This window comes from Actinotalea endophytica, from assembly GCF_025717005.1.
In the GTDB taxonomy this organism is placed as follows: domain Bacteria; phylum Actinomycetota; class Actinomycetes; order Actinomycetales; family Cellulomonadaceae; genus Actinotalea.
In genome coordinates, this window is the sequence record NZ_JAOVZU010000002.1 from 256733 (window position 1) to 268257 (window position 11525).

Genomic DNA, 11525 nt, shown 5'->3' on the forward strand with positions numbered 1-11525 from the left:
GTCGGAATGTGCGAGGAGGCACAGAGATGAACCGCAGAGCAGCGGGGATCGTGGCCGGGCTGGCCGCAGTGGCGCTCGTCGCCGGGTGCAGCAGCAGCACCGGCGGGGACGACGCGACGCAGGGGGGCACCACCAGCGGTGGCGGCAGCGACGCCGTCCTGACCATCGGCATGCCCAACGGCACGTTGTCGGAGAACCAGAACCCGCTCGCCCCCACCGGGTCGGCGGCCAAGTCGCTCGGCTACGCCTGGGTGATCTACGAGTCCCTCATGCAGGTCAACGACCTGCACCCGTTGGACGACCCGACCCCGTGGCTGGCCACGGCGGTGGACTGGAACGACGACTACACCGTCGCCACCGTGACCGCGCGGGACGGCGTCAGCTGGAGCGACGGCGAGCCGTTCACGGCCGAGGACATCGCCTTCACGTTCAACCTGCTCATCGACTTCCCGGCGCTCAACGCCGACTTCCCCGAGCAGCTGGTCAGTGCGACCGCGGACGGCAGCACCGCGACCATCACGTTCAGCCGGTCCGAGTACGTGAACCAGGTGAAGCTCGACAAGACCGTGATCGTGCCCGAGCACATCTGGGCCGACGTCGAGGACCCGGTCACCTACACCGACACCGAGCCGGTGGGCACCGGGCCGTACCTGCTCGACTCCTGGACGCCGCAGGCGGCCACGCTCGTGCCGAACCCCGACTACTGGGGTGGCGAGCCGCAGGTGGCCAAGCTCCAGTACTCCTCGTACAACGACAACAACGCTCTCATCACGGCGCTGACCACGGGCGAGGCGCAGTGGGGCTGGACCTTCATCGCCGACTACGAGAACGTCTACATCGCCCAGGACCCCGAGCACTTCCACCAGGCGGCCGGCGGTGGCTTCGGCGTCGACGTGCTCTTCCTCAACAACGAGACCAAGCCGTTCAACGACGTGGCCTTCCGCAAGGCGCTGAACATGGTCGTGGACCGTGCCCAGATCAGCCAGCTCGCCGGCTCCGGCGTCTGGCCGGGGATCACGAGCGTGACCGGCATGCCGATGCCGTCCGGTGAGGACTACCTCGCCTCGGAGTACGCCGGCGAGGAGTACACGGTCGACGTCGACGGTGCCAAGCAGCTGCTCACCGACGCCGGGTACACCTGGGACGGCTCGGGCGCGCTGCTCGACCCGGACGGCGAGAAGGTCTCGTTCGAGCTGACCAACCCGGCCGGCTGGAACGACTACCTCACGGCGCTCGACCTGATCCGCCAGGCCGCCGAGCAGCTCGGGGCCGAGGCAAGCGTGGTGCCGGCGAACCAGGACGCCTGGTTCAACGACATCATCCCGCTCGGCAACTTCCAGGCCTCGCTGCACTGGACCGACGGCGGCGCCACGCCGTGGAACATGTACTCGAACATGATGGACGGCGCGCAGTACGTGCCGCTCGGCGAGACGGCGTCGTGGAACTTCGGCCGGTACTCGAACGACGAGGTCACCCAGGCGCTCGCCGAGTTCGCCGGCGCCTCGGACGACGCGTCGCGTCAGGCGGCCATCGAGGTCGTGCAGAAGCACTACGTCGAGGACGTGCCGGCCATGGTGATCTGGGCCAGGCCGTCGGTCGCGCAGTACTCGACCCAGAACTACACCGGGTTCCCCAGTGACGAGGACCCGTACGCCAACCCGCAGCCGACCGGCCCGCAGGCGGCGCAGATCGTGATGAAGCTGACCCCGACGCAGGACTGAACCAGGCCATGATCCGGTGCGGTGGGCGCACGACCTGCGCCCACCGCACCACCCTGCGACCCGAGGTGACCCGATGACAGACGTCTCCGCCCCCTCGCCCGTGCCGGGGCGCACACCCGCGGCCCGGCCGGAGGTGGGCTCTCCGGCACCGCTCGTGCTGAGCGCCGTCGGCCTGCGCAAGCACTTCCCGGTGCGCGGGATGCGCACCTCGGCCGTGGTGCACGCGGTGGACGACGTGGACCTCGACCTGCACCGAGGCGAGGTCGTGGCCCTGGTCGGGGAGTCCGGCTCGGGCAAGTCGACGATCGCCCGCGTGCTGGCCCACCTGATGCCGGCCACGGGAGGGGAGATCCGCCTGCACGGCGAGCCGGTCGTCGCCCGGCGCCGGCGCGACTTCCGGCGCTACGTGCACCGCGTCCAGATGATCTTCCAGGACCCGTTCGCGTCCCTGAACCCGATCCACCCGGTGCGCTACACGCTCTCCCGGAGCCTGCGGCTGCATCGCGGCCGGATGCCGCGCGACGAGCACGAACGCGCCCTGCACGAGCTCCTCGCACGGGTACAGCTCACGCCACCGGAGCTCTACGTGGACAAGTACCCGCACGAGCTGTCCGGCGGTCAGCGCCAGCGGGTGGCGATCGCACGCGCTCTCGCGGCGGACCCCGAGGTGCTGCTCGCCGACGAGCCGATCTCGATGCTCGACGTCTCGATCCGGTTGGGGATCCTCAACCTGCTGCGGGACCTGCGCGACCGGCTGGACATCGCGATCCTCTACATCACCCACGACATCGCCTCGGCCCGGTACTTCGCGGACCGGACCGTGGTGCTCTACGCCGGGCGGGTCGTCGAGTCGGGCGACTCGGAGTCGGTCACCCAGGACCCGAAGCATCCCTACACCCAGCTGCTGATCGGCTCGGCACCGGACCCCGACGACCTGCAGGCCCGGGCGCGGGGTGCCCGCGGCGAGGCGCCGAGTCTCGTGACGCCCCCGCCGGGCTGCCGGTTCCACCCACGGTGCCCGTTCGCGGTCGAGCTGTGCCGCACGGCCGTCCCGCCGTTGACCGAGGTCGCCTCGGGACGGCGGGCCGCGTGCTGGGGCTACCCGGGTGACGACGCCGACGTCCCCGACGGGCTGGCCCGTCCGACGCTGGGCTCGATGCTCGACACCTACGGCGCGCGTCCCGGTCGCGAGGAGGGAGCGGACCGATGAGATTCGTCGTCCGTCGAGGCATCTTCTACCTGATCACCGCGTGGGCCGCGGTCACGATCAACTTCGTGCTGCCGCGCCTGATGCCGGGCGACCCGGTCGCCGCGCTCCTCGCCAAGAGCCAGGGTCAGATCGACTCGAGCGCCGAGGACGCGATCCGGTTGCTGTTCGGGCTGGACCAGGACGCCTCGATCTGGCAGCAGTACGTCGACTACTGGGGTCTCCTGCTGCACGGCAACCTCGGGGTGTCGTTCATGAACTTCCCCACGCCGGTGACCGAGGTCATCGCCCAGTCGCTGCCGTGGACGGTCGGGCTGGTCGGCATCGCGACGGTGATCAGCTTCACGCTCGGCACGCTGGTCGGGATGGGCATCGGGTGGCGGCGTGGTACCTGGGCGGACGGGCTGCTGCCGGCCACGACGTTCTTCTCCGCCGTGCCGTACTTCTGGCTCGGCCTGATCGCGATCGCGCTGTTCTCCGTCACCCTCGGCTGGTTCCCGGCCAGCGGCAGCTACGACCGTTCGATGATCCCGGCGCTGACGCCCGAGTTCGCCGGCTCGGTGATCCGCTACGGGACGCTGCCGGCGTTCACCATCGTGCTCTCGTCGGTCTCCGGCTGGATCCTCGGGATGCGCAACATGATGGTGACCGTCTCCTCCGAGGACTACGTGACGGTCGCGCAGGCCAAGGGCCTGCCGGAGCGGTCCGTCGTGGTCGGGTACGCGGCGCGCAACGCGATCCTGCCGCAGATGTCGAGCTTCACCCTCGCCCTCGGCTTCATCGTCGGCGGGACCCTGATCATGGAGATGGTGTTCTCGTACCAGGGCATCGGCTTCCTGCTCTACCAGGCGGTCGGCAACCACGACTACCCGCTGATGCAGGGCTGCTTCCTGGTCATCACGCTCGCCGTCCTGGTGGCGAACATGGCCGCGGACGTGATCTACGCCGTACTCGACCCGCGCACCCGGCAGGAGGGCTGACATGGCCACCACCACGACGACCGCCGTCACGACCACGCCGACCCCCGACGGTGCGGGCACGCCGGCCATTCGTCGGCGTCAGCGGCTGCTCTTCCTTCGCAACGCCAAGGCCATGACCGGCCTGGTGATCATCGGTGTCTTCGCCGTGCTCGCGGTGATCGGGCCGTGGATCGCGCCGATGGACCCGGACGCGCTGTCCAGCGACGTGCTCTCGCCGCCATCGGCCGCGCACTGGCTCGGGACCGACCACCTGGGCAAGGACATCCTGTCGCAGATCATGGTCGGCACCCGGGGCGTGATGATCGTCGGGTTCACGGCCGGGATCCTCGCGACGGTCATCGGTGTGCTGGTCGGGGTGACCGCCGGGTACATCGGCGGCGCGGGTGACGAGGCGCTCTCCGCGCTGTCGAACGTCTTCCTGGTCATCCCGCAGCTGCCGCTGATCATCGTGATCGCCGGCCAGCTGCCCAGCGCGGGCGGGCTCACGGTGGCCGCGGTGATCGCGGTGACGGGGTGGGCGTGGGGTGCGCGTGTGCTCCGCGCGCAGACCCTCTCGTTGCGCAGACGCGACTTCGTCGAGGCGGCCCGCGCGAACGGCGAGCGCACCTGGCGGATCCTCACGGCGGAGATCCTGCCGAACCTGACCGCGATCATCGCGGCCGGGTTCGTCGGGACCGTGACGTTCGCGGTGATCTCGCAGATCACGCTGGCCTTCATCGGCGTGACGTCGGTGAGCGACTGGAACTGGGGCACGATCCTCTTCTGGGCCCAGCAGAACCAGGCGCTCGCCCGCGGTGCGTGGTGGTGGTTCGCGCCGGCCGGGCTGTGCATCGCGCTGCTGGGCATGGGACTGACGCTGGTCAACTTCGGCATCGACGAGTTCGTCAACCCGCGGCTGCGCAGCACCGGCCTGCACGCCCGGGAGCTGCGCCGGCGCGGCATCCGCCCGCGGATCGGCTTCACGCCCGTGGTGCACGAGGCCGAGGAGGGCCGCCGATGACCGCCACCGTCTCCGACCGCCGGCCACCGGCGGTGCCCGAGCGCACGCCGGTGCTCGAGATCGAGAACCTGTCCGTCGACTACGGCTACGACGACGACCCCGCTCACGTGCTGCGCGGAGTCTCGCTCACCCTGCACCGCGGCGAGGTGCTCGGCCTCGCCGGGGAGTCCGGGTGCGGCAAGTCGACCCTGGCCTACGCGGCGACCCGCCTGCTGCCCCCGCCGGGCCTGGTGACCGGCGGCCGGGTGATGTTCACCGACCGGGACGGTTCCCGGTCGGACGTGCTGGCACTGTCCGACGCCGAGCTGCGGGCCGCGCGGTGGCAGGACGTCGCGATCGTGTTCCAGGGCGCGATGAACTCGCTCAACCCGGTGTTCCGGGTCGGCCGGCAGATCGCCGACGGGATCCGTGCGCACCGGTCGGTGGGCCGCCGGGAGGCGCTGGACCGGGCCGCCGAGCTCCTGGAGATGGTCGGCATCTCACCGGACCGGCTGCGCGACTACCCGCACCAGCTCTCCGGCGGCATGCGCCAGCGTGTGATGATCGCGATGGCCCTGGCCCTGGAGCCGCAGGTCCTGCTCATGGACGAGCCGACCACCGCGCTCGACGTGGTGATGCAGCGCCAGATCGTCGAGCAGATCGCCGAGCTGCGCGAACGGCTCGGCTTCGCGGTCGTGTTCATCACTCACGACGTGTCCCTGCTGATCGAGATGGCCGACCGGATCGCGATCATGTACGCGGGGGAGATCGTGGAGGACGCGCCCGCGCGGGAGATCTACCAGCGCCCGCGCCACCCGTACTCCAGCGCACTGCTGCACTCGTTCCCGCCGTTGCGCGGGGCGCGTCGCGAGCTCAGCGGGATCCCGGGGGCGCCGCCGAACATGGCGCACCTGCCCACCGGTTGCCCGTTCGTGCCGCGCTGCCCGCACGCGGCGGACGCGTGTCGCGCGGGGAGACCGACGCTCGGCCCGACCGCGTTCGCCGAGGCGGGACGGTCGGTCGCGTGCACGCTGCACGACGGTGCGCGGGAGGTGCCGCAGGAGCTCGCACAGCGCTGACGGCGCGGGCGCTCAGGCCTCGGCGACGTAGCCGGTGCCGACGCGGCGGAACCCGAGCCGGCGGTAGAGGGTCGCGACGCGCTCGTCCTCGGCGGTGAGGAACAGGGTGCCGATGCCGAGTGCCTCTGCGTCGGCGACCAGGGCGGAGGTGACGGCGCTGCCGAGGCCGTGACCCTGCAACGACGGCAGCACGGCGACCCCGACGACCTCGGACACCCCGTCGACCGGGATGTGCCGGCCCGCTGCCACGACGCCGTGCTCGACGTGCTCGGCCACCACCACCCGCGACGTGCCCGCCCTCAGCAGCGCCACGGCGTCGGCCGAGGGTTCGCGTGCGGCGGAGTCCCGGTCGGACGGCCCGGCCGGCGGGGTGCGCGGAGAACCGAACGCGACGGCCTGGACGCCGCCGACCGCGCGCAGCAGGTGGGCGTCGCCCGGCCCGAGGACCCGCACCGTCACGCCGTCCGGCGCACCGCCGTCAGGAGCACCGACGTCCGGAGCGCCGTGGTCCGGCCCGGGCTCGGTGCGGACCATCAGAGGCAGCTCCTCGATCGTGGCCAGGGTGCCCTCCTCCCGGACGGCGGCCAGGAGTCCCGGTGCGGTGTCCGCGACCCACTCGAGGGCGAGCGGCACGTCCAGCGCGCGCATCCGGCGCAGCAGGTCGCCGACGGCCCGGGCGTCGATCGCTCCCGTGCCGCCCGGACGCGGTCGTGCGGAGAACTGCCAGCCTCCGGCGCGTCCCACGAACACGGTGAACGGTCCGACCTGCTCGACGGAGGCGAACGGGCGGGGCGCGGCGTCGTAGTAGCGCTCGACGGGCGTGAGGTCCACGACGCGCATCGTGTCGGATCGCACGATGCCCGGCCATCCGATTTTCGCCGCGGCGACAGCACGTCGCCGCCGGAGCCGTCGTGCCCCCATGACACGGATCCGGCCGTGCGATACGACACCTGTCGGACATCCGGTGTCGCTAGGTTCGGGCCGTGCGCATCGTCTACCCGAGCCTTGACGGCGGTTTCGCGCAGTTCTTCTCCAGCGAGCCTTTGCGCTCGCGGCTCGAGGCGCTCGGCGAGCTCGAGGTCGCCGACGACGTCCCCGACCACGACGAGCTGCTGCGCAGGGTCGCCGGGTCTGACGTCGTGCTGCTGGCCACCCACCTCCCGGACGACGTGCTGCGGGCGGCGGCCGGCCGGCTGAAGCTGGTGTCGTTCACCGGGACCGGGGCGGCGTCGTACGTGTCGCTCTCCCTGGCCCGAGAGCTCGGCATCACGGTGACCAACGTGACGCACTACGGCGACCAGGCGGTCGCCGAGCTGACGCTGGGGCTGATCTTCGCCGCTGCCCGGGACCTGCCGGCCGGCGACCGCGCCGTGCGCACGGGCGAGTGGGACGGCTGGCTGGGCCGCGAGCTCGCGGGCGCGCGGCTCGCGGTGGTCGGGTTCGGCGGGATCGGCAGGCAGGTCGCGCGGCTCGGTGCAGCCCTGGGCATGGACGTGCTGGTGCACGGCAGGCGCGTCGACCGGACGCTGCTCGGGGAGATCCCGGCGCGCGAGGTCGGTCTGGCCGAGGCGTTCGAGCTCGGTGACGTCGTGAGCCTCCACCTGCCGCTGACCGAGGAGACCAGGCACGTGATCGGGCCGGACCTGCTCGAACGACTTCAACCAGGGTCAATCCTGGTGAACACCGCACGTGGGGAGCTTCTGGCGCCAGGCGCCCTTGCCGCGCGGCTCGCTCGCGGCGACATCCGGGCCGCCCTGGACGTGTTCGACCCCGAGCCTCTCGCAGCCGACGACCCGCTCCTGAGCGTGCCGGGGACGGTTCTTGCGCCGCATCTCGGCTTCCGGACGCCCGGTGCGATCCGCCGCATGGCAGAGGGGGCGGTTGCGAGCGTCGAGGCGTTCGCGGCCGGCGCGGCGGTCAATGTGCTGACCTGAGCGGACGGGTGGCTGTGTCGCGACCTGGCCGTACCGGTGGCGGGCTGACCTGAGGTCGCGCGGCGGGGCTCGGCGTCCGGCGGCCGGCCGGGCCACCGACCTAGGCTGTGAGCATGGCGGTGGGCGAGCTGACCTCTGCGCGGGTGGACGCCTGGGTGTGGGCTGTCCGTCTCGCGCCGAGCCGAACCGCGGCATCGACGGCGTGCCGGGGCGGCCACGTGCGGGTCAACGGGGATCGCGCAAAGCCCGCCACCATGGTGAAGCCTGGTGACGAGGTGCGCGTTCGGCTCAGCCGAGGCCGGGGCGAGCTCAGCGACGAGCGGATCGTCGTGGTGCGCCGACTGCTGGTGAAGCGGGTGTCGGCATCGGTCGCCGTCGAGGCGTACGAGGACCGGACGCCACCGCCTCCGCCTCGGGAGGAACGGCCCGCGGCCGTCGCGGTCCGCGAGCGGGGGATGGGCCGACCCACCAAGCGCGACCGCCGCGCGATCGAGCGCCTCCGCGGTCACTGAGGACCGGGCGCACGAGCGCGACCGGCCGCGCTCGCCGGCGTTCGGCTGCGGCGTGCGGGCAGCTCGCGCGTTCGGCGCCGCGTCGGGACCGGACCCGCGGTAGGGCGGCGCGTCAGGGCCGGACCTGCGGCGAAGGGCCGCGTCCGGACGGGACCCGCGGTAATGCGGCGCGTGGGCCCAGAACCGCGTACGGCGCTATGTGGTGAGCAGTCGGCGGAACTTCGAGACTTCTGCGCCGGCCGTCGTGCCGTTCGGTGTCCGGATCCTCCACGTTCGGGGCAGGTTGCGTCGCCCGTATACAAGGAAATCCTTGTTCAAGGGTTATCTTGAATACGTGACGGACGAGCTCGATGGTGTCTTCCGGGCCCTGGCGGACCCCACCAGGCGGGCGATCCTTGACCGGTTGGCCGGGAGCGACCTGACGGTCGGCGAGCTGGCAGAGCCGTTCGCGATGAGCACGCAGGCCGTCTCTCAGCACCTGGCCGTGCTCGAGCGCGCCGGCCTCGTGGTGCGGGGCCGGGAGGCGCAGTGGCGCACGGCGAGCCTCGACCCGCGCCCGCTTCGCGTCGCCCAGGGCTGGATCGCCGAGTTCGGCCGCTTCTGGGCGTGACCGACGCCCGGACGGGACCGACGGGCGCACAATGGGGACCCGTCGTCGAAGGGATCAGCGTGACCGAGCACCCACGCCGCAACGTCGAGTCGTTCAACCTTGACCACCGGGCGGTCGCCGCCCCGTACCTGAGGGTCGCGGACCGGAAGGTGCTCCCGGAAGGCGACGAGCTGACGAAGATCGACGTGCGGTTCTGCCAGCCGAACGTCGAGCACCTCGAGATGCCCGTGGTGCACTCGCTCGAGCACCTCGTCGCCGAGCACTCCCGCGACCACACCGACGCGGTGATCGACTTCTCGCCGATGGGCTGCCAGACCGGGTTCTACCTGCTGCTCCAGGGGCACTGGGAGGTGCCGGCGGTCGCCGAGCTGCTCGCGGCGACCCTGTCGGACGTGCTCACGGCCGAGGAGGTACCTGCGGCCAACGAGGTGCAGTGCGGCTGGGGCGCCAACCACACGCTCAGCGGGGCGCAGGACGCGGCACGGCGATTCCTCTCGCGCCGCGACGAGTGGGAGCAGGTCATGGCGTGACCGACGCGCTCGTGATCGTCGCGATGGGGGCCGAGGCCGAGCCGTTCCGGCAGCGGGCGAGCAGCGCCGGGCCGGTCCGGGAGGTGGGCCACGCCGAGCACAGCGACCTGGTGCTCGCCGGCCGGGAGGTGCGGCTGGTCGCGAGTGGCATCGGGCTGGTCCGGGCCGCCGTGGCTCTGACGCTCGCGTTGCAGGAGGTCGGGCCGGTCGTGGTGATCAGCGCCGGGAGCGCCGGCGGGGTCGGGATGAACGTGCACGTCGGCGACGTGGTCGTCGGTGACGCCTACACGTTCCACAGCGCGGACGCGACGGCGTTCGGCTACGAGCGGGGACAGGTCCCCGGCATGCCTGTGGTGTTCCCCGCATCGGCCGCGCACGTCGAGGCCGCGCGTGCTCTCACGCTGCCGGACGGGACGGTGCGCACCGGGCTGATGCTGTCCGGCGACTCGTTCGTCGACGCGCGGACGGTCGACGAGGTGCGTGGGGCCTTCCCCGGCGCGCTGTCGACCGACATGGAGACCACAGCGCTGGCGCAGGCGAGCTACCTCGCCGGGGTGCCGTTCGTCTCCGTGCGTGGGGTCTCCGACCTGTGCGGGCCGATCGCGGGCGACGACTTCCGTACCCACGTCGACGACGCGGCCGACCGCTCCGCGCGGATCGTGGAGGCCCTGCTCGACGCGGTCTGACGGCGCCCGTCGTCCGAGCGCGCCTTCCCGGTGCCGGCGGGTGGGGGATCGCCGGACGCTTCGCGCGGCCACCTCGGCCGTCAGGGCTCGATGTCGAAGATCACCGCCCCGATCGGCTGGGCGTCGTCGACCTCGACGTGCGTCACGCGCGCGAACCTGGGGCCTTCGTGCGACCAGGCGACCAGCGCCTCGATCGCGGCCGTGTCCCCCTCGGCGTGGGCCTCCACGGATCCGTCGGAGCGGTTCCGGACCCAGCCGACGAGGCCCAGGCTGCGTGCCTCGTGGGCCATCGACCAGCGGAAGCCCACGCCCTGGACGAGTCCGTGCACCCGGATGCGTCGTGCGATCACCCCTCCAGTGTGACGAATCCCGGCGCGAGCGGTATACCTGGGGGGGTATATGGAGCGCCAGCGGCGCCGAGCCGACGAGCGCTGGACCGAGACACCTGGAGACGTCATGACCGCCAACATGGGCACCACCGACCGCATCGTCCGCGCCGTTGCTGGGGTCGCGCTGGTCGTCGCTGCCTTCGTCGCCGGGATCGGGAGCGTGCTGGGCATCGTGCTGGCGGTGCTCGCCGTCGTGATGCTCGCGACGTCGGCCGTCTCGTTCTGCCCGCTCTACAAGGTGTTCGGCCTGAGCACCCGCCCGGCGGCGTCGAAGCAGGCCTGAACCCCGTCATGCCGCGGCCCTAGGCTTCGGCCATGACGATCCTGGAGCACCCCGCCGTCGCGCGGGTGAGGTCGACGTTGGCGGCCGCCGGTGCGGGCGGTGAGGTCGTGGTGCTCGACGAGCACGCGAGGACCGCGGTGGCCGCGGCCGAACAGCTCGGGGTGGGGGTGGCCCAGATCGCCAACTCCCTGGTGTTCGCGGTGCCCCAGGACGACGGCGGCCGGGACGCGGTCCTCGTGCTCACCTCGGGCGCCCACCGCGTCGACACCGACGCGGTGGCGAGCTTCCTCGGAGTGGCGCGCCTCGACCGCGCCGACGCCGACCTGGTTCGCGAGCGGACCGGCTTCGCGATCGGCGGGGTCGCCCCGGTCGGTCACGCGACGCCGCTGCGCACGCTCGTGGACGTGGCGCTCGCCGAGCACGACGAGGTCTGGGCCGCCGCAGGGCACCCGCGCACCGTGTTCCCGACCACCTTCGACGAGCTGGTCCGGATCACGGGCGGGACACCCGCGACGGTGACCTGAGAGGCCCGTGGCCGGAGCCGCCCGGCGCGGGCCGGTTCCCGGGCCCGGGTCTGCCCGCACCGGTCCGCGGCGCGTGGGTCCGGGCCCACCT

At 72.2% G+C, this 11525-nt stretch carries 14 protein-coding genes; 12 read left to right on the plus strand and 2 right to left on the minus strand.

Annotated elements, in window-relative coordinates; all coding sequences use genetic code 11:
- Nucleotides 1-26 precede the first annotated feature (26 nt).
- From OEB99_RS04350 to OEB99_RS04370, 5 genes are all read left to right on the plus strand, one after another.
- Entirely contained in the window at nucleotides 27-1721 is a 1695-nt protein-coding gene (locus OEB99_RS04350) for an ABC transporter substrate-binding protein (protein WP_263508554.1), read from the plus strand.
- Between the two features lie 73 nt (nucleotides 1722-1794).
- A complete protein-coding gene (locus OEB99_RS04355; RefSeq protein ID WP_263508555.1) occupies nucleotides 1795-2931 on the plus strand; it encodes an ABC transporter ATP-binding protein in 1137 nt (378 codons plus the stop codon).
- A complete protein-coding gene (locus OEB99_RS04360) occupies nucleotides 2928-3908 on the plus strand; it encodes an ABC transporter permease (RefSeq protein WP_263508556.1) in 981 nt (326 codons plus the stop codon). The genes OEB99_RS04355 and OEB99_RS04360 overlap by 4 nt, the downstream gene beginning before the upstream one ends.
- A gap of 1 nt (nucleotide 3909) precedes the next feature.
- Nucleotides 3910-4908, plus strand: a complete 999-nt coding sequence (locus tag OEB99_RS04365; protein WP_263508557.1) for an ABC transporter permease — start codon at nucleotides 3910-3912, stop codon at nucleotides 4906-4908.
- Nucleotides 4905-5966: an ABC transporter ATP-binding protein gene (locus tag OEB99_RS04370; RefSeq protein WP_263508559.1), complete on the plus strand. Its 1062-nt coding sequence runs from the start codon at nucleotides 4905-4907 to the stop codon at nucleotides 5964-5966. The genes OEB99_RS04365 and OEB99_RS04370 overlap by 4 nt, the downstream gene beginning before the upstream one ends.
- A 12-nt stretch (nucleotides 5967-5978) precedes the next feature.
- Here the strand turns inward: OEB99_RS04370 and OEB99_RS04375 are convergent, their stop codons facing one another.
- Complete coding sequence (locus OEB99_RS04375; RefSeq protein WP_263508560.1) at nucleotides 5979-6797, minus strand: GNAT family N-acetyltransferase; 819 nt, start codon at nucleotides 6795-6797, stop codon at nucleotides 5979-5981.
- Between the two features lie 152 nt (nucleotides 6798-6949).
- On the opposite strand from OEB99_RS04375, the gene OEB99_RS04380 reads away from it, so the two are divergent.
- The 5 genes from OEB99_RS04380 to mtnN all read left to right on the plus strand — a co-directional run bounded on the left by OEB99_RS04380 (nucleotide 6950) and on the right by mtnN (nucleotide 10238).
- On the plus strand, nucleotides 6950-7900 hold the full coding sequence (locus OEB99_RS04380) for a 2-hydroxyacid dehydrogenase (protein ID WP_263508561.1): 951 nt from the start codon (nucleotides 6950-6952) through the stop codon (nucleotides 7898-7900).
- A 113-nt stretch (nucleotides 7901-8013) separates the two neighbouring features.
- Complete coding sequence (locus tag OEB99_RS04385; protein ID WP_263508563.1) at nucleotides 8014-8412, plus strand: RNA-binding S4 domain-containing protein; 399 nt, start codon at nucleotides 8014-8016, stop codon at nucleotides 8410-8412.
- A gap of 334 nt (nucleotides 8413-8746) precedes the next feature.
- Nucleotides 8747-9022: an ArsR/SmtB family transcription factor gene (locus OEB99_RS04390; RefSeq protein WP_263508565.1), complete on the plus strand. Its 276-nt coding sequence runs from the start codon at nucleotides 8747-8749 to the stop codon at nucleotides 9020-9022.
- Nucleotides 9023-9081: 59 nt separating this feature from the next.
- Complete coding sequence (locus OEB99_RS04395; RefSeq protein ID WP_263508566.1) at nucleotides 9082-9552, plus strand: S-ribosylhomocysteine lyase; 471 nt, start codon at nucleotides 9082-9084, stop codon at nucleotides 9550-9552.
- On the plus strand, nucleotides 9549-10238 hold the full coding sequence (gene mtnN, locus OEB99_RS04400) for a 5'-methylthioadenosine/S-adenosylhomocysteine nucleosidase (protein WP_263508568.1): 690 nt from the start codon (nucleotides 9549-9551) through the stop codon (nucleotides 10236-10238). The genes OEB99_RS04395 and mtnN overlap by 4 nt, the downstream gene beginning before the upstream one ends.
- A gap of 80 nt (nucleotides 10239-10318) precedes the next feature.
- Here mtnN and OEB99_RS04405 read toward each other — a convergent pair whose 3' ends face one another.
- Nucleotides 10319-10588 carry an acylphosphatase gene (locus tag OEB99_RS04405; RefSeq protein WP_318011385.1) on the minus strand — a complete coding sequence of 90 codons (270 nt, stop codon included), beginning with the start codon at nucleotides 10586-10588 and terminating at the stop codon, nucleotides 10319-10321.
- A gap of 106 nt (nucleotides 10589-10694) precedes the next feature.
- On the opposite strand from OEB99_RS04405, the gene OEB99_RS04410 reads away from it, so the two are divergent.
- Both OEB99_RS04410 and OEB99_RS04415 read left to right on the plus strand, forming a co-directional pair.
- Complete coding sequence (locus tag OEB99_RS04410; RefSeq protein ID WP_263508570.1) at nucleotides 10695-10910, plus strand: YgaP family membrane protein; 216 nt, start codon at nucleotides 10695-10697, stop codon at nucleotides 10908-10910.
- A 32-nt stretch (nucleotides 10911-10942) separates the two neighbouring features.
- Nucleotides 10943-11434: a YbaK/EbsC family protein gene (locus tag OEB99_RS04415; RefSeq protein ID WP_263508573.1), complete on the plus strand. Its 492-nt coding sequence runs from the start codon at nucleotides 10943-10945 to the stop codon at nucleotides 11432-11434.
- Nucleotides 11435-11525 lie beyond the last annotated feature (91 nt).

What these genes read in the sequence shown, in the direction of transcription:
- OEB99_RS04350 (WP_263508554.1), top strand. Translation starts at nt 27, where the DNA reads ATGAACCGCAGAGCAGCGGGGATCGTGGCCGGGCTGGCCGCAGTGGCG.
- OEB99_RS04355 (WP_263508555.1), top strand. Translation starts at nt 1,795, where the DNA reads ATGACAGACGTCTCCGCCCCCTCGCCCGTGCCGGGGCGCACACCCGCG.
- OEB99_RS04360 (WP_263508556.1), top strand. Translation starts at nt 2,928, where the DNA reads ATGAGATTCGTCGTCCGTCGAGGCATCTTCTACCTGATCACCGCGTGG.
- OEB99_RS04365 (WP_263508557.1), top strand. Translation starts at nt 3,910, where the DNA reads ATGGCCACCACCACGACGACCGCCGTCACGACCACGCCGACCCCCGAC.
- OEB99_RS04370 (WP_263508559.1), top strand. Translation starts at nt 4,905, where the DNA reads ATGACCGCCACCGTCTCCGACCGCCGGCCACCGGCGGTGCCCGAGCGC.
- OEB99_RS04385 (WP_263508563.1), top strand. Translation starts at nt 8,014, where the DNA reads ATGGCGGTGGGCGAGCTGACCTCTGCGCGGGTGGACGCCTGGGTGTGG.
- OEB99_RS04410 (WP_263508570.1), top strand. Translation starts at nt 10,695, where the DNA reads ATGACCGCCAACATGGGCACCACCGACCGCATCGTCCGCGCCGTTGCT.
- OEB99_RS04415 (WP_263508573.1), top strand. Translation starts at nt 10,943, where the DNA reads ATGACGATCCTGGAGCACCCCGCCGTCGCGCGGGTGAGGTCGACGTTG.